Raw genomic sequence first — 15,288 nt, forward strand, 5'->3', positions numbered from 1 at the left:
ATCTCTTCCAGATGCTTGACACGTTCTTCCAGTTTTTCTATTATCAAAAATAGCTGAGTAACAAGTTCGACGACTGCCTCAGGACCAGCATCATAAACTGCAAGTATTTCTTCCCGTTCTATACAAATCCCCTCTGATCAATAAAATCTTTTTTCTGAACGTTAAAATGAGGTCATAGTATATTGATTTTTACTTTAGTGCTGGAAGGATGGCTGAATAGTTACATTTTTCTTACAATAGCACGTAGGGATTTGATAGTTAATTGTGGGATTCGAGGAACCCCGTAGTAAACAGTATGCATGGGGTTGACAACCAGCAGCCACCTGTCGTGTACAGTAAGAACACTAGACCAATAACTACTCCCCAACCATTTTTCCCCAAAACCATAACTACAACTCAATTTGAAGTTTAGACAATTATTTAATAAGTTAACTTACATTACCATACAATAGCTGACAGACTAGCAGCAATCATAAACTTGAACAGATTAACAATTATGGAGAACTTTATGAAACGAATTATACTAGTATTCCTTCTGGCACTCGTCATTCTCAGTGCGGGATGTACAGAAGAACAAAATAATACACCGGAGATATCCGATGACGCTGTCATCACCCTTTTGACATACGGAGCATACTCTCCAGCTGAGATGGCGGTGAGTGAACTTGTTATTAACTCCACCACGGTTAATCTGAGCTACTACAACTATGAGCATGAACTGACAGCCAGATACATCAAACCAATTGACGAGGAAACTCGCAACAACTTGCTTGACCTACTCAGAAATAATGGTTTTACCGGGATGCAAGAACTCTACGAACCACAGAAAGGCCAGCCACTTGTAGTTGACACCGGAACTGCAGAGATCACAGTGACTCAGGACGGAATGACTAAGACCGTAAAGATCGATCCGTACTTCGATGATTACATGCCTGCCAATCTGCGGGAAATAAATGATGCATTGACCTATCTGAGGAGCTATGCCATGTCAATATCTGAGGACGAAGCAAAAGTGATTGCTGAGGAGTGGATCATGAATGCTCCCACGTACAGTTTTGATGGCTCGGACCTGACATTTGTAGACTACCATTCCGACACCGAATATCCTTCACAACATACCCTCACCTACACGTTCACCAGCAGCCACGGAGGTTACGGTGACAGGACAGACCAAATGGTCACCCAGGTCGTAACCAACCACACAATAGAGATGACATTATACAACAGTAATGTTGTGTTCGCGATCATCGATGGCATATGGGATGAAAGGGAACAGAACATGCTGGAGTCAGTGAAAGTATAAACAGTCTGAGAATACATATAAATTTCTACCTGTACCTCACATTCCGCATGTCAACTTAAAATCTAAACACTTTTAATGTAACCGGTTCATTTCATCCTCATGATCATCTGAGGGGATGAATCAACCGCATGAAAATAACTACAAGATCACTTGCCCATCTGGTCATGGTACTATGCTTATTCCTTTATTCAATTGCGCAATGGAAATTGAGGACAAAACTAAAGAAGACAGGATATTTTGTCAAAAACCAGGTAGAAAAACCGGTGCAAAATCCTACGATGAGATGGATTTTCTTCCTTTTCAGGGGAGGTGCTGAAGTTGAGATTGTGATTGAGGCAGCAGTTGAAACAAAGGTGGCAAATATGAAAGATGAATTATGGCAGATATTGGATCTGATGGGAGAGGAATGTAGAAAGTATTATATTTGAGGTGAGACCTGCGGAATGTGAGATTCATCAAATTGATAATCCCCACAAAGCCATATAGTGACCTATTTTTATAAACGAAATCCATTCTTGTATCAAAATAGAAGCACATAGCATGAAAATAATGGCATTTAAGGGAAGTCCCTTGAAAAATGAGAATAATGCAACACTTCGGGAGTACGCGCTTAAAGGAGCAGAGACAGAACTGATCCACCTTGTTGATTATACCCTGACTTCCGCCTTTTTAGGCGCATACGCGTCTCTTGATGTGGAAATATGTGCTTATATTTTACAACATTATTCCGTTTGGCAAGAAGTAAAAATCAAATTCTAGTGGCGTTTTCTATTTACATCTCCTGCTGATATGCGCTTAAAACTTGGGAACTCAGGTTATACCGTTATCGAGTAAGCTTGATATAAAGTGCAAAATTCACATCTATACTATTAAAAAATCAAAACCTATCAGATATAGACGACAACGATTAAAATACAGATTCATATCTTTGAAAGCGCTTCTGTTTTAGCATCCGTGGCTTCAGGGAAATTTGGTCTTGCTTCAATGGCTTCATCGAAGGAATCAACAGCTTCTTTGTATCTTCCTAACATAGAAAGCACAACACCCTTAAAATAGCACGCCTGTGAAACGTCCGGTTTTAAGGTCGAACTGCCGGTCAGTGAGATCCATGTAAAACGAGGGAAATTGAAATAAGCTATATCTGCATGATCCTTGGCTTTATTGAAAAGATCAAGGGATTCACCATACCTTCCAAGATGAGCCAGACAACTACCCTTGGAACATAATGCCTCAGTAAATTCCGGATCAATTCCAAGTGCCCTGTCAAAAGATTCCATAGCTTCTTCGTATCTTCCAAGGTAAAAAAGAGCCATACCCCTGTTGGACCAGTTACGGATATTATCCGGGTATATATCCAAAAATGGATCAATGCATCTGAGAGCATCTTCATAGCTTCCAAGTCTGAAATACACTAATCCTTTACCAGACATTGCCTCGTATAATCTCCTGTGTGCATCCTGTGCCCTATCGTCAAAATTCCGTTTTGAAAAAAAGTCGCCGATTTTCTCCCACATGTCAGCTGACCTATCATACAAAATGATAGCTTCATCATATCTTTCCATCTCTACAAGCACATTGGCCTTGCTATTCAATTCAGAAGCTTCTTTTGCACATTGCTTTACTTTATCCTCTGTAGAGCTCTTACCAAGGACTTTACTAAAAATACCCATGCACAAACTATGCTCACATAGAAACATATACCTTTTGCAGGACAACATAGCAAATATCTACATAATATATAATGATCATTTGCTTAATAATCATTCTAAAGAAGGTAACAGATAAAAAAACAAACTCCGGCTTTATATTTAGAATTAAGAGCCTCGAGCGGGATTTGAACCCGCGACCTCGTCCTTACCAAGGACGCGCTATACCCCTAAGCCATCGAGGCGCAGAATCAGTTATGGGGGTGCTTTCCCTTAATACACAGAATCAATTAATAAGTTTTCGGTTGGAAGACCGGTGATTTATAAGCACCAACGATCATCCACCGGGAATTTTTCGTTAATCCACATAAGGACACCATTATGATGGACAATGCGGTAGCTTCGGGAAAGGACTTTTTGTGCTCCAAATAATGGAAAGTCTTCGATGATATCAATGCCTTCAAAGTCCCTGCGGGTTTCGATATCGTGATCACGCAGTATCCTGCCAATTGGGATGTCGGCTTTCATCATGTCACAGCGCACGCCCTCAGGCATCTTTTCAATGGCGGACAGGGACCTTGCATACACGTATGAGACCTCACCTGCAGTGAGAGTGACCACACGCTCATTTATGTCTGCGCCCGGACTGACACTAAAGATCTCTGACATCTGCTCATCAGCCGGAATGATATGCTGATACTCCGTCACAACAGCAGTAGGATGTTTGGTCATGATCTCCAGCAGGAAAGTAACCGAACCATCAGTTCCTGCACACACCCTCAGACACGTAGGAATATCAAAGCTCTTCAGTTTTTCAAGAAAATCCATGCTAAACGTTCCAGATATTTATTAAATATGAATGGTTTAATAACTTAAAAAGGAACAAAGGAAATTTACTCGGAAACTTCCTTCTTTGCCTGTTTCAGGCGTTCCTTGGCAGTGTATCCGGTAGCTGCTAAAAGGAAATCCCTGAAACGTTTGTTAGAGTCAAGAATCAGAGCATCGTCCTTTACAGAAGTATCAGATACCGTATCAACAGCAAGCTTCTTATTTTCAATCCACACAGTCAGACTGGAAAGAATCCCGTAAGAAACAATGAGCTTGTCACCGTCCTTCTTGATCTCACCTGGGAAAATCTCTTTCAGGCATTCGCATATCCTATCCATATCAGGTGTAAAACCACGCTTTAACTTATATTCCTGCATTTGTATCGTCCCCTGTTATAAGGCTCAAACTGAATAAGAATTCCAGTATGTACCATGCATCACACTGTTTTTAACCCTATTGGTTATCAGGCAGCAGTATTTGAATGCAAAAACCTAACAATACATTCAGACACATTGCAACACCATCATTGCTGCAACAATATCTGCCCCCTCTCACCGACTATCCTCACAAGAGGAACAGTTTTTGCCACCATTTCCCCAAGCTCTTTCATCTCTGTCCATGAAGGTGTTGGCTTATTGTGACCCATGAAAGGATCATCAAACTCAGGGTTACTCATGAACTGGTACAACATGACCTCAGAAGCACATTCAATTTCAGGCAGTATACGCGGCATCGTTACAGCATTCACATACTCAGGTATTACTCTTATCCAGACCCTCAGCCACTTTCTTTTTGCAATGGACAGTGACTCCTTCAAAAGACTCACATACTTCATGCTGCGCTCCTCTGACATACCCGTAAGCTCCATTATGCCATTGATATCGTCATTTGCAGTCTTGATCTCAAGCACAAAGCCATTTACCAGCGGAAATGCACTCTCAAGCACATCAGGCTTCATACCATTTGACTTTAGTATCACATGCTTGCCCATCCTGTGTAGTTCCTCGATCAGAGGCAAGAGGTCCTTCTGAAGCGTTGGCTCAGCCCCTCCAAGATATACGTTCTCTGTAGTGGACTTACTGGCGTATTTCACCACTTCAGCAACCTCCCACTCCTTCACAGGCTGATGTATGTGAACGCAATACGGACATTTCATGTTGCACCCGCCAAATTCAATTCTGATTTGTCCCTTCGCCTCTGATAAATCGATTAGTCTCATTTATTCCCTCCGCATATACAATGATTTAAAACATATCCTAACTACATACATTTTTACAACTAACACTATTAATAGCTAAACCCTTTAAAATACAGCGATTACTTTTTATGTGTATTACACCATCAAACCAGAAAGACGGTGATCACATTGGCAAAAAAACTGCAATTTGAGGATCTTGAAAGATCAAAAAGCAAAAAAGAAGCAACGAATGCCGGAGAAGATCTGGATGATCTCTATGACCTTATAATCCCTCCCGGAACCCCATCATACATTATCTATGATCTTGTGGAAGAATTTGAACTTGAAGCTGTTGGAAGAAAAATAGGAGTTAATATCGTGGAGTGCGATGAAAGAGAATTAATAGCACTCAGGGGAACTCTGGATCAAGTTCAAGCTGCTGAAAAGTACCTTCATGAAGAACTGCAGGCCTGGATAGAAAGCGATTAAATATTGTATATGAGGACAGGCTCAATAGCCAGTCCTTAAATTCCCGTTATATCATCATTTTTTAAGTCAAAGACAATGGCTCTGCCACTATCATCATAAATATCAATGATCTGGCTAATATTGATCTCGCCAATTACAGCAGCCATTAGTCCGGCATTCTCAAAGACCTCAGCACACTGTGCAGCATTCTCTGCTTTTGCAGTAACTACGTAACCTGTTGCAGGATATATCTTCAACCACTGCTCAAAATCAACATTATCAGGCCGGGGTATCTTTCGAAGATCAACAGAAGCACCCACCCTGCTAACTTCACAGAGCATGCCAAGGGTACCTATCGTGCCAGGGTTGCTTATGTCTTTCCCGGCAGTTACCAGTTTCTTTTCCCCGATCTCCTGCATGACCATGAAACGCTCACGCACAACAGCAGCTTCCTTAAATGAAGTTGTATCCCAGCTGTATGGGGAATTCTGGCCCACCCTGCCATCCATGTCATAGGCAACTATCACCACGTCTCCGGGTCTTGCACTGTCACTTCTGATAACACAGTCCTTTTTTGCAATACCGATGATTGCAACAGCAAGTGAAGTATAGGGAGTGTCAGGATGCATGTGGCCTCCAACCATGGGCACACCGAACTTCTTGATCCCATCCCTGATACCCCTCATGAGCTCTTCAGTAGACTCCGGATCACTTGAAGACATGACATTGACCATCGCAAGTGGACGACCACCCATAGCAGATATATCGTTTACATTGACAACGACGGAAGTATAACCTGTCCACCAGGGACTTTTATTTACTATCTTTCCCCATATAGCATCAGCGGCAAAAAGTATGACATCATCAGTCCCAATATCAATAACAGCGGCATCATCCCCGAAATCATCGATCACCTCGCCGTACTCAGAACGAACCGTTTCGAATATCTTCACAATATCTGCGATTGGCTTCTTCCGGGTAACTCCTTCAAAATTCCTTAAATTTGCTGCAAGTTCTCCTATATTCAAAAAAACACCTGCACTATAATGATAAAATTTATAAATACAATTGACAAATACCTGATAAATATAGAATGTTACTACTATAAAGTAATATAAATTACAGATGAAAGGACTAGGCCTTTTCATCCGGATGCATCTTCTTTTCCATGTCAAGTTTAATGACATTCCTGCGCTCTTCACTCATCTGTGAGAGATCCTGTCCAATTAGACCGAATGCATCAGACCTGCACTGACGGCAATGCCTCATCTGCTGGACATAAGGCTCGCACTCATTTTGTACAGCCTTGCACTCTGAAGGCGATGGCGGTTCCCTGTCTGCGAATTTTGCCTGACAGATAAGTGGCATCACATTCATGATAAAAACACCAAGCTCATTGATCTTCTTGGCGACCTCTATAATATGCTTATCGTTGATACCTGGAACAAGCACAGTATTGACCTTAACAACAAGACCTGCCTCTACAGCAAGTCTGATGCCCTCCAGTTGATTCTTCACCATTATCTCTGCAGCCTCAATGCCCCTGTATATCTTCCCATGATAGGAAATGTGACCTATGAGCTGTGCTTCTATTTCAGGATCAATGGCATTCAATGTAACTGTCAGTGTAGTAACCCCTATCCTCAAAAGGTCAGGCAGTTTCTCAGGCAATGCAAGTCCGTTGGTACTCAGGCAGAGTGTCACATCCGGGAACTCATTCTTGATTAGCTCCAGTGTCTCAAAGGTCGCGTCATTGGCAAGAGGGTCACCCGGACCTGCAATACCAACAACCTTGATGAAAGGATAATCCTTCAGCACCTGTCTGGTCTTTTCAAGAGCCTCCTGCGGAGCCAGTACTTCACTGGTAACACCAGGTCTGCTTTCATTCACGCAGTCAAACTTACGATCACAATAGTTACATTGAATATTGCATTTCGGAGCTACTGCAAGGTGGATTCTTCCAAACTTGTGCTGGGCTTCTTTAGAATAACAAGGATGTTGTGCAATCACTCTCTTAATGTCATCATCCCTGGAAATTTCTATTTCGCAAATATTTGTTTCTTCAGTTTCCATAAATATAGCTCCTTTGCAGCTCCAATAAACACGGCTCAATTTAAGATAAACTCATAGATATAGTTTTGTATAAACATCCAATCATCGTGCTTTACTTACAGGTACTTACTTCACACCACTTGCCTTCGCCTTCCCACATTTTTACAGAAAGCGGGAAATGAAGTCGGGATGAAAGTTTTGCATGAACATGTTCACACAGATTCTCAACACTGGGGAATTCCAGTATGTTATTCAGAAGGACATGATCATATTCCTTAAGAACTTCCTTTATGATCTTCTTGATCTCATAGAAGTCCATAACCATGCCTGTTTCCTTTTTCTCACCTTCGATCACAACCTCCGTCTTGTAAGTGTGTCCGTGAACTATGCCGCATGTTTCATGCCCCGGAAGATAATGGGCGCTGTCAATATGATCGATTATTCCAAGTCTCATTTTCATTTTATAAACACCCCCACATTTTATGGGTCTGTGGTATTATTCTTGTATCAACATCATTCAGTAAGGACTCCTGCAAACCCAGCAGGAAGCCAGGTTCAGGCTGCATGTCCTTCTGCGTCACCGGCTGCAGTATCAGGCTGGATATACAGCCCGATATGGCGCCGACAACACCTTCAATATCATCAAACGGTGTATCTTTTGTTACAACTATCTTACAGAAACAATCCCTGTCCTTTGTAACTCTCAAGGTCCTGAAGCACTCAATAGTACTGTCAAGATGGAGCTCCGGATCCTCAAGCAATGAATGAGGAAGGAGCTTTACGTCACCGGAAACGTAGGATAAACAGTTCTTTATCTTTTTAGCCATATGAGGCAATGTCATATTGGATTCCAGGTATAGAGGAATATCCACTTGCAATGAGGATATAAACTCTGCATTAAGCAATGGCTCACCACCGGTTAGTGAAACTGAATGCAGTCCGGAGAATGATTTTACCATCCCACAGATATCAGCCGGAGAAATAGGATTTTTAACATCCTTAAAAACATTTGCTCCTGCAACATCCTCAAACCTGCAAAACTTCGTAGCTTCAGCAGGAGTATCACAGTAATTACACTTCAGGTTGCATCCGGTAAAACGAACGAATGCCTGCCTGTATCCCACATAAGGACCTTCACCCTGTACTGAGCAGAATACCTCACTGACAGGTACAAACATCAGATCACATCCAATGGTCTGGATTTTCGAAGATCCAGCTCAATATCAATAAACTCATTATAGTAGCTTTTTGCAATCTTTTCCATCAGCTTTAACACGTCATCATTGCAAATCCCGATGTCTTCAAGACTGCCATAGTAGTCGTGCATGACATTTATCCCGAAATGGATCTTCTGGGACACTGCAGATGTACTTGCAATAGACACTGTCAGCTTTTTACCATCCACGAAAAGATCATCGCCCTTTCTGATAAGATCGTTGCGGTATTCAGAAAGCACCTCTGCAACTATGGCCGTGAATAGCCTCTGTCTTGCATATACCAGTTTCAGGTCAGTTGAATCAAAATGCTCTATGATAAAGTGGACCATGTCTGTGGAAAATATCATATCGCCCTGTTTTTTGTCCTCAAGATCGATCATATGCTCTATCTTAACATCACATCCACCCCTGAAAGCAATGATGGAGTCCGCCTGGACATCTGCAAGATTATAGGCCCAGAGAGAGGATATCTGGCTGCCGTCATATTCCAGCGTTTTATCGAGAATTATACATTTCATATTAGTACACCAATAAAAACATTAAGTCTCCTGTTAAATTCCAAGCCTGGCAAGCAAAGGATCCTGAACACCTACCATCTCAAAAGCCCTTCTTCTACGGATACAGCTTTCACACTCACCGCATGGAACATCTGCGCCATGATAGCAACTCCAGCTAAATTCCAATGGTGCCTTTAGTTCAACAGCCTTAGCAACGATCTCTTTTTTGTCCATGCCTATAAGCGGTGCAAGCACCTTAACACCATTTTGTGTTGAATATGAAAGAGAATCATCAATAGCAGTGATGAAATCTGCGGAATTATCAGGGAATGTAACAGCTTCTTCTTTGTTAAAACCTACAACTACATACTCACAGCCCATACTTTCAGCAAATGCTGCTGCAATGTTTATGAGAATACCATTTCGGTTTGGAACCCAGACAGCTTTAGCAGACTGGATAGTTATTAAAGGGTCTGCTTTGTCGGATATTTCTTCGATCTTAAGTGAGGGAACTTTCACGTCAGTATTGACAAGGGACGTATTGGTAATCTCCTTCATCCACCTTATGTCAAGAATACTATATTCTATTCCATAGTGTTCACAAACCTTTACAGAATTCTCAATTTCACGCTCCACTGAGCGCTGCCCGTAGTTGAATATGAGAGCCTTTTTAACTCCGATCTTTCCCTGAACTGCTGCAATAGCAGTAACAGAATCAAGACCGCTACTTAACAAAGCAATTGAACTGATAGATAATCCTCCATGAGATGAATAATACTTGAGTAATACTGGAAGATTACTAAAGAAGGACACAATATAAAAGACCATCGTTGAGATTTCAAAACGAATAAATATAGAGCATGTAAATATAAATATAATAAATACATATATAAATAAAGAGGAATAATTTTGCCAATGATCACCGATAAAATAACTCTTGAAAAGTTACTCCAGAGAATGTACTGGATAGAGACTGAAATGGAACAACTGGGCACATGGGAAGCACGTATCGAAATGATGGAAGATAATGTAGCAGCCCTTGAAGTGCTTTCTCACGACTCCGATAAACACGGAAACATTGTACAAAAATGGTTAATAATAGGAGACATAACTGTTCCAGAAACGGCCCCCTCCGGACTCCCAAAGCACATCTTCGATTTTGAAGGGATGACAAGTAATGAGATGTTCGAAAGAATACTGAAGTATGAAATACTCGCAAAGAACGCTTACGAGGATATAAAAAATGCAAACCTAGATGTTATCACTGAATTATTCCCGAATGAAAATGACCAGACTGAATTTATGCAGGATATAGAACAACTAATAAAAGACGAAGAGAAACACGCAAATATCTGCAAAAGCAAAATTGGCGGCTTTGCAAAAATAATGTTGTAAAAACCGCTTTTCAGCGGTTTTCATATTTCTTATTTTACTGTTTTCTGCCAAAGAAGAATGCCATCCCTATGATTGCTACCATTGGAATCGCAATAGTCGGGAATTCAGGAACTTCCTGTGTTGCAGGAGAATCGTTTATTGAGTCATCATCAGGTTCGTCTTTTTCCTGCTCTTCCTGTTCTTCCTGCTCTTCCTCTACAAGTTTAGCTGAAGATGCAGGTATCCCACTTCCACCACCACCAAAATACATCATTGTAGCGACTGGTTCAGGAGCTTCATCGCTTGATTGGTTAGAAGAGACTTCTTTAGTAGGAGTTGAAGCTGCTTTCTGGGAGACCGTTACAGGATCTTCTAGAATCGGTCCAGAGTTATCAGAGTCGGAAGATTCCTGTGCAGAACCCATCTGGAAATTAACCATTCCACTTACTAGCAGAACTGATGCAAACATAATGATAACTGGCAAAATTAATCGTCTATCCATATTGTACCACCTTTAGTTTTTAGCCATGATTCGAAACAATGTTACCTAAATTTACTATAAGATGATGATAGCTATATAAACATTTGCGTACTTCCGAAAATCATACTCATTATGAAATATGAGATTTGAGAAGTTGACACCGGACAAAAAGCATAGCATATGAAATCATTTAAAAAGGAAGAACATTTCAAACTAAAGAGACTATACATAAAGAATGAACAAATGGTAAAATGGGAGTGACAGATTGAATTTCGAAAAAAAGAATGTTTCAGACAAAAAGAACAAGTTGATTGAAGAGAAAAGTCCTTATCTGCAGCAACATGCCCATAATCCTGTTGACTGGTACCCATGGGGAGATGAAGCTTTTAAAAAAGCAAACGAAGAGAAGAAACCAATATTCCTTTCAATAGGCTATTCTACCTGCCACTGGTGCCATGTGATGGAAAAAGAATCCTTTGAAAACAACACTGTAGCGCAACTTTTGAACGATTCATTCGTTTCTATAAAAGTAGACCGTGAAGAAAGACCTGATATTGACAGTATATATATGTCAGTTTGCCAGGCAATCACAGGCAGCGGTGGGTGGCCCCTAACCATCCTGATGACACCGGACAAAAAACCATTCTATGCAGCTACCTACATACCCAGGGAAAGCAGATATGGAATTCCCGGAATGATTGATATAATCCCTGCCATAAAGGAACTATGGATCAACAAAAAAGAAGAACTTGTTAACAGTGCCGATGCCATTACATCTGCAGTATCCACTTCCGGGAAAAATGAACAGCAAGTAAGTATTGATGAAAATATACTAAAAAAGTCATTCGAACAATTATCCGGTTCTTTTGACGACGTGAACGCCGGTTTTGGTAGGGCGCCAAAATTCCCGATACCACACCACCTTACATTTCTACTGAGATACTGGAAAAGAACAGGCAATTCAAAGGCACTGGAGATGGTAGAAAGAACCTTAAATGCAATGAGAATGGGAGGTATCTATGACCAGATAGGTTTTGGATTCCACCGGTATTCAACAGATAGACAATGGCTTGTACCTCATTTTGAAAAAATGTTGTATGACCAGGCATTGATGGTTATTGCCTTGTCCGAAACATACCAGGCAACCGGAAATACGGAGCACAGGAGTACTGCAAAAGAGATATTGACATACCTTAAAAGAGATATGCTATCAAAAGAAGGAGGATTCTACTCCGCCGAAGATGCAGACAGTGAGGGAGAGGAAGGCAAATTCTACATATGGACAACAGAACAAATTGACGAAATACTTGGAAATGAAGATGCAGCTCTTTTCAAAGACATATTTAATATAAATAACGACGGCAACTTCACTGATGAACACGCAAAAGTTCTCAATGGAAAAAATATTCCTCACTTAACAGAGAGCATGAATGAAATTATTTCCCGAAAAACGAATCATGTTGAAGCTATCACAGTGTCCCTTGAACGCTCAAGCAGAAAGCTGTTCAATGCCCGAGAGAAACGCATTCGCCCTTCCAAAGATGATAAGATACTCACAGACTGGAACGGACTTGCAATCGTTGCACTCTGTAAAGCTGCACAGGCCTTCGATGAAGAAGAATATGCAAAAATGGCCAGAGATGCAGCAGATTTTTTTATTAAGAAAATGACAGATAATGATGGAAAGATGAAACACCGATACCGGGAAGGAGAAGCAGCTATCGATGCTTTTCTGGAGGATTATGCCTTTTTCATATGGGGACTTATAGAACTTTACCAGACTAATTTTGAAACAAAGTATATTGAGCACGCATTGAAACTCAACAATTATCTTTTGAACCACTTCTACGACAACGAAGATGGAGGATTCTTTCATACATCAGATGAAGCTGAAGAACTTATATTCCGCAGCAAGGAAGTATATGACGGTGCTATCCCCTCCGGGAACTCTGTGTGTATCATGAATCTCCTGAAACTTGCAAAGATTACAGCAGACTCCGAATTTGAGAGTGTTGCCCACAGGACAATAGAGGCCTTTGCAGGGAAGGTAAATGCCGCCCCCATTGGATATACCCAATTCATGTCCGCCATATCTTTTGCCATGAGAGAGTCAATAGAAATAGTTATTGCCGGCAATCTGGAAGATGCTGAGACCAGAGACATTATCACATTTATAAATGAGAGATTCATGCCCGAAAAAGTATTACTTTTCAAACATGAAGGAATGGAAGATAAAATTAAAAATATTGCAGTTTACACAAAGGATATGGAAACGATGGATGGAAAGACAACGGTCCACATATGCCACAACCACAACTGCAAACTTCCTTCCAATGATATGGATAATGTAAAGGAACATATAGAAAACCTGTCACACATTTAGATAGCAGGCTGATGAATATGACAAACGGAACATTCTATAACCCTGAAATTGAAACCATGGATAGAAGCGAGCTTGATGCACTGGTGGATGAGAGGATCAGGTACACGGTCAACTATGCTGCAGATAATTCGTTGTTCTATAAAAAATGGTTCCATGAGAACAGTATTAAACCTTCTGACATCAGGTCACATGAGGATCTCCTGGAACTCCCCATCATCTCAGGAAAGACAATTCGTGAAAACCAGCCCCCGATTGAAAATGAGTTTGGATTTAAGACTATTGACTGGAAAGATGTGTTCACTGTACACGAAACAAGTGGGACAAGCGGAACACCAAAATCTTTTTTCCTCACATGGGAAGACTGGGAAAGATACGCAGAAAAATATGCACGCAGTTTCCGTTCCCAGGGGTTTGGGTCAAACGACCGGGTTATTGTCTGTGCATCCTATGGCATGAACGTAGGTGCAAACACAATGACACTTGCAGCCAGGAACATTGGTATGACAATGATCCCTGAAGGAAAATGTACATTCCCTGTGAGAGTAATGGAAGCATACAAACCAACTTCAATTGTAGGAAGCATCTTCAAGCTAATTCACCTTGCTAAAAGAATGAAGGAGCAGGGAATGGACCCTGCAAGATCCAGCATTGAACGTCTTGTAATTGGAGGAGAAAGCTTTGCAGAAGAATCAAGGAACTATGTTTCGGAACTATGGGATTGTGAAGTATACAATACATATGGAAGCACAGAGGGAACCATGTGTGGAGAATGCACTGAAATAAATGGTTTACATGTTCCTGAGGACCTTGTACATCTGGACGTATATGATCCGCATATGGATAAATTTGTGAAGGATGGAGAGTGCGGCAGGCTTATACTCACTACTTTACTGCCGGTTGGGGGAAAGAGCGGAAATGTACTTCTCAACTATGATACCGAAGACACTACAGTAGTAGTCGGCCGGGGAAAATGTGCCTGTGGGCGAACTCATATGAAAATAATGACTCCTCAAAGAGAAGCAGAAACATTCTGGGTATCCGATACCCCCTTTAACCGGGTTGATGTTGAAAAAGGTGTGTTCCAGAGAGAGAACATGGAATATCTGACCGGCGAGTATGAAGCTTTTCTTTATGGAGGAGAGGATGAAGGAGAAACAACCCTGAGAGTAAGCATGGAATGCAATGATCCTCAGAAATGCGATGAAGAACTTATTAAGGAAAATTTCCTCAGATCTTTCTTTTCCTATAAGAAAAACCTGGAGAACTCATACATTGATGGGAGTCTTAACATCCTGTTCAACTATACAAAACCAAGTGAAATGGAATTCTATCGTGTCAAAGGAAGACCAAAGCGCATTGTCGACAGAAGGTAGTCACAGAAGTGAAATACCCTCCCAGAGAGAGAGATAGAGACTTAAACCCCCCATGAAAACAACAATCCATAATGCAAGGGTGATCTTCATGAGGTTGAAGGGATTTACAATTGGCTTAATCCTGCCATCAACGGCAAGTTTGATGTATAGAGAGAAAATAATTATGAATATGCCTGCAAGATGATGAAGGTACATCTGGGTCTTCAGTGAAGAACCTACCCCGATCTCAGTAAGTGTTGACATTGATGGGAACATGAATGCAAGGATGGAAAACAATTGCATAAATACAGCAATGCTCACAAGCCTGCAGTGTTTCCCTGCAGGGTCTTTTGATACCTGCGATATGGCAACAGCCAGTATGAGGACCGATAAAATTTGTAATAATAGATTGACAAACGCATGATTAAACTCTGAGAACATATCCTGCGTACCTCCAATTGGTGACTGCGATATGTTTAGTCTGGAATATATAAAAATATTCGCATTTCG

19 protein-coding genes and 1 tRNA gene are annotated in these 15,288 nt (G+C 41.1%); 7 read left to right on the top strand and 13 right to left on the bottom strand.

The features are described from left to right. Positions 1 to 508: 508 nt before the first annotated feature. From BB781_RS10050 to BB781_RS10060, 3 genes are all read left to right on the top strand, one after another. A complete protein-coding gene (locus BB781_RS10050; RefSeq protein WP_094228362.1) occupies positions 509 to 1,303 on the top strand; it encodes a hypothetical protein in 795 nt (264 codons plus the stop codon). Positions 1,304 to 1,431: 128 nt separating this feature from the next. Continuing rightward, entirely contained in the window at positions 1,432 to 1,731 is a 300-nt protein-coding gene (locus tag BB781_RS10055; RefSeq protein ID WP_094228363.1) for a hypothetical protein, read from the top strand. 112 nt (positions 1,732 to 1,843) lie between these two features. After that, the gene (locus BB781_RS10060) at positions 1,844 to 2,062 is read left to right on the top strand and encodes a hypothetical protein (protein ID WP_094228364.1); all 219 of its coding nucleotides are present in this window, start codon (positions 1,844 to 1,846) and stop codon (positions 2,060 to 2,062) included. A 161-nt stretch (positions 2,063 to 2,223) separates the two neighbouring features. On the opposite strand, the gene BB781_RS10065 is transcribed toward BB781_RS10060, so the two are convergent. From BB781_RS10065 to BB781_RS10085, 5 genes are all read right to left on the bottom strand, one after another. Further along, positions 2,224 to 2,973: a tetratricopeptide repeat protein gene (locus BB781_RS10065; protein ID WP_164997843.1), complete on the bottom strand. Its 750-nt coding sequence runs from the start codon at positions 2,971 to 2,973 to the stop codon at positions 2,224 to 2,226. A gap of 149 nt (positions 2,974 to 3,122) precedes the next feature. After that, positions 3,123 to 3,194, bottom strand: a tRNA-Thr gene (locus BB781_RS10070). Positions 3,195 to 3,270: 76 nt separating this feature from the next. Beyond that, entirely contained in the window at positions 3,271 to 3,777 is a 507-nt protein-coding gene (locus tag BB781_RS10075) for a chorismate--pyruvate lyase family protein (RefSeq protein WP_094228366.1), read from the bottom strand. A gap of 65 nt (positions 3,778 to 3,842) precedes the next feature. Next, positions 3,843 to 4,154 carry a DUF5611 family protein gene (locus BB781_RS10080; protein ID WP_094228367.1) on the bottom strand — a complete coding sequence of 104 codons (312 nt, stop codon included), beginning with the start codon at positions 4,152 to 4,154 and terminating at the stop codon, positions 3,843 to 3,845. 146 nt (positions 4,155 to 4,300) lie between these two features. Then, the gene (locus BB781_RS10085; RefSeq protein WP_094228368.1) at positions 4,301 to 4,996 is read right to left on the bottom strand and encodes a radical SAM protein; all 696 of its coding nucleotides are present in this window, start codon (positions 4,994 to 4,996) and stop codon (positions 4,301 to 4,303) included. A 138-nt stretch (positions 4,997 to 5,134) separates the two neighbouring features. Here BB781_RS10085 and BB781_RS10090 point away from each other — a divergent pair, with 138 nt between their 5' ends. Continuing rightward, a complete protein-coding gene (locus BB781_RS10090) occupies positions 5,135 to 5,443 on the top strand; it encodes a hypothetical protein (RefSeq protein WP_340637519.1) in 309 nt (102 codons plus the stop codon). Between the two features lie 35 nt (positions 5,444 to 5,478). Here BB781_RS10090 and BB781_RS10095 read toward each other — a convergent pair whose 3' ends face one another. The 6 genes from BB781_RS10095 to queC form a co-directional block, all read right to left on the bottom strand. Next, positions 5,479 to 6,450 carry a methanogenesis marker 2 protein gene (locus tag BB781_RS10095; protein WP_094228370.1) on the bottom strand — a complete coding sequence of 324 codons (972 nt, stop codon included), beginning with the start codon at positions 6,448 to 6,450 and terminating at the stop codon, positions 5,479 to 5,481. A gap of 106 nt (positions 6,451 to 6,556) precedes the next feature. Beyond that, positions 6,557 to 7,495: a nitrogenase cofactor biosynthesis protein NifB gene (gene nifB, locus BB781_RS10100; RefSeq protein ID WP_094228371.1), complete on the bottom strand. Its 939-nt coding sequence runs from the start codon at positions 7,493 to 7,495 to the stop codon at positions 6,557 to 6,559. Positions 7,496 to 7,586: 91 nt separating this feature from the next. After that, positions 7,587 to 7,934, bottom strand: coding sequence for a 6-carboxytetrahydropterin synthase QueD (gene queD, locus BB781_RS10105; RefSeq protein WP_094228372.1), 348 nt, complete (start codon positions 7,932 to 7,934; stop codon positions 7,587 to 7,589). Position 7,935: 1 nt separating this feature from the next. Next, positions 7,936 to 8,652: a 7-carboxy-7-deazaguanine synthase QueE gene (locus tag BB781_RS10110; RefSeq protein ID WP_094228373.1), complete on the bottom strand. Its 717-nt coding sequence runs from the start codon at positions 8,650 to 8,652 to the stop codon at positions 7,936 to 7,938. Beyond that, a complete protein-coding gene (locus BB781_RS10115; protein WP_094228374.1) occupies positions 8,652 to 9,209 on the bottom strand; it encodes a DUF366 family protein in 558 nt (185 codons plus the stop codon). The genes BB781_RS10110 and BB781_RS10115 overlap by 1 nt, the downstream gene beginning before the upstream one ends. A 33-nt stretch (positions 9,210 to 9,242) precedes the next feature. After that, positions 9,243 to 9,938: a 7-cyano-7-deazaguanine synthase QueC gene (gene queC, locus BB781_RS10120; protein ID WP_094228406.1), complete on the bottom strand. Its 696-nt coding sequence runs from the start codon at positions 9,936 to 9,938 to the stop codon at positions 9,243 to 9,245. A 165-nt stretch (positions 9,939 to 10,103) separates the two neighbouring features. Between queC and BB781_RS10125 the strand changes: the two genes are divergently transcribed. Beyond that, a complete protein-coding gene (locus BB781_RS10125; protein ID WP_242492618.1) occupies positions 10,104 to 10,583 on the top strand; it encodes a hypothetical protein in 480 nt (159 codons plus the stop codon). Positions 10,584 to 10,617: 34 nt separating this feature from the next. Here the strand turns inward: BB781_RS10125 and BB781_RS10130 are convergent, their stop codons facing one another. Continuing rightward, complete coding sequence (locus tag BB781_RS10130; protein WP_094228376.1) at positions 10,618 to 11,064, bottom strand: PEF-CTERM sorting domain-containing protein; 447 nt, start codon at positions 11,062 to 11,064, stop codon at positions 10,618 to 10,620. Between the two features lie 244 nt (positions 11,065 to 11,308). On the opposite strand from BB781_RS10130, the gene BB781_RS10135 reads away from it, so the two are divergent. Together BB781_RS10135 and ftsA are read left to right on the top strand one after the other, a co-directional pair. After that, positions 11,309 to 13,426 (top strand): thioredoxin domain-containing protein, encoded by a 2,118-nt coding sequence (locus BB781_RS10135; RefSeq protein WP_094228377.1) that lies wholly within the window; start codon positions 11,309 to 11,311, stop codon positions 13,424 to 13,426. Positions 13,427 to 13,443: 17 nt separating this feature from the next. Further along, positions 13,444 to 14,799 (top strand): coenzyme F390 synthetase, encoded by a 1,356-nt coding sequence (gene ftsA / locus BB781_RS10140; protein WP_094228378.1) that lies wholly within the window; start codon positions 13,444 to 13,446, stop codon positions 14,797 to 14,799. Here the strand turns inward: ftsA and BB781_RS10145 are convergent, their stop codons facing one another. Beyond that, entirely contained in the window at positions 14,800 to 15,219 is a 420-nt protein-coding gene (locus BB781_RS10145) for a hypothetical protein (RefSeq protein WP_094228379.1), read from the bottom strand. Positions 15,220 to 15,288 lie beyond the last annotated feature (69 nt).

The sequence above is a fragment of the Methanolobus psychrotolerans genome (genome assembly GCF_002243045.1).
Taxonomy (GTDB): domain Archaea; phylum Halobacteriota; class Methanosarcinia; order Methanosarcinales; family Methanosarcinaceae; genus Methanolobus; species Methanolobus psychrotolerans.

Bases quoted from the DNA above. Each gene is read 5' to 3' on its own strand.
- BB781_RS10115 (WP_094228374.1), bottom strand. From the start codon at position 9,209: ATGAAATGTATAATTCTCGATAAAACGCTGGAATATGACGGCAGCCAG.
- BB781_RS10080 (WP_094228367.1), bottom strand. From the start codon at position 4,154: ATGCAGGAATATAAGTTAAAGCGTGGTTTTACACCTGATATGGATAGG.
- nifB (WP_094228371.1), bottom strand. From the start codon at position 7,495: ATGGAAACTGAAGAAACAAATATTTGCGAAATAGAAATTTCCAGGGAT.
- queD (WP_094228372.1), bottom strand. From the start codon at position 7,934: ATGAAAATGAGACTTGGAATAATCGATCATATTGACAGCGCCCATTAT.
- BB781_RS10130 (WP_094228376.1), bottom strand. From the start codon at position 11,064: ATGGATAGACGATTAATTTTGCCAGTTATCATTATGTTTGCATCAGTT.
- BB781_RS10125 (WP_242492618.1), top strand. From the start codon at position 10,104: ATGATCACCGATAAAATAACTCTTGAAAAGTTACTCCAGAGAATGTAC.
- BB781_RS10075 (WP_094228366.1), bottom strand. From the start codon at position 3,777: ATGGATTTTCTTGAAAAACTGAAGAGCTTTGATATTCCTACGTGTCTG.
- BB781_RS10050 (WP_094228362.1), top strand. From the start codon at position 509: ATGAAACGAATTATACTAGTATTCCTTCTGGCACTCGTCATTCTCAGT.
- BB781_RS10145 (WP_094228379.1), bottom strand. From the start codon at position 15,219: ATGTTCTCAGAGTTTAATCATGCGTTTGTCAATCTATTATTACAAATT.
- BB781_RS10060 (WP_094228364.1), top strand. From the start codon at position 1,844: ATGAAAATAATGGCATTTAAGGGAAGTCCCTTGAAAAATGAGAATAAT.
- BB781_RS10085 (WP_094228368.1), bottom strand. From the start codon at position 4,996: ATGAGACTAATCGATTTATCAGAGGCGAAGGGACAAATCAGAATTGAA.
- BB781_RS10065 (WP_164997843.1), bottom strand. From the start codon at position 2,973: ATGGGTATTTTTAGTAAAGTCCTTGGTAAGAGCTCTACAGAGGATAAA.
- BB781_RS10055 (WP_094228363.1), top strand. From the start codon at position 1,432: ATGAAAATAACTACAAGATCACTTGCCCATCTGGTCATGGTACTATGC.
- BB781_RS10110 (WP_094228373.1), bottom strand. From the start codon at position 8,652: ATGTTTGTACCTGTCAGTGAGGTATTCTGCTCAGTACAGGGTGAAGGT.
- ftsA (WP_094228378.1), top strand. From the start codon at position 13,444: ATGACAAACGGAACATTCTATAACCCTGAAATTGAAACCATGGATAGA.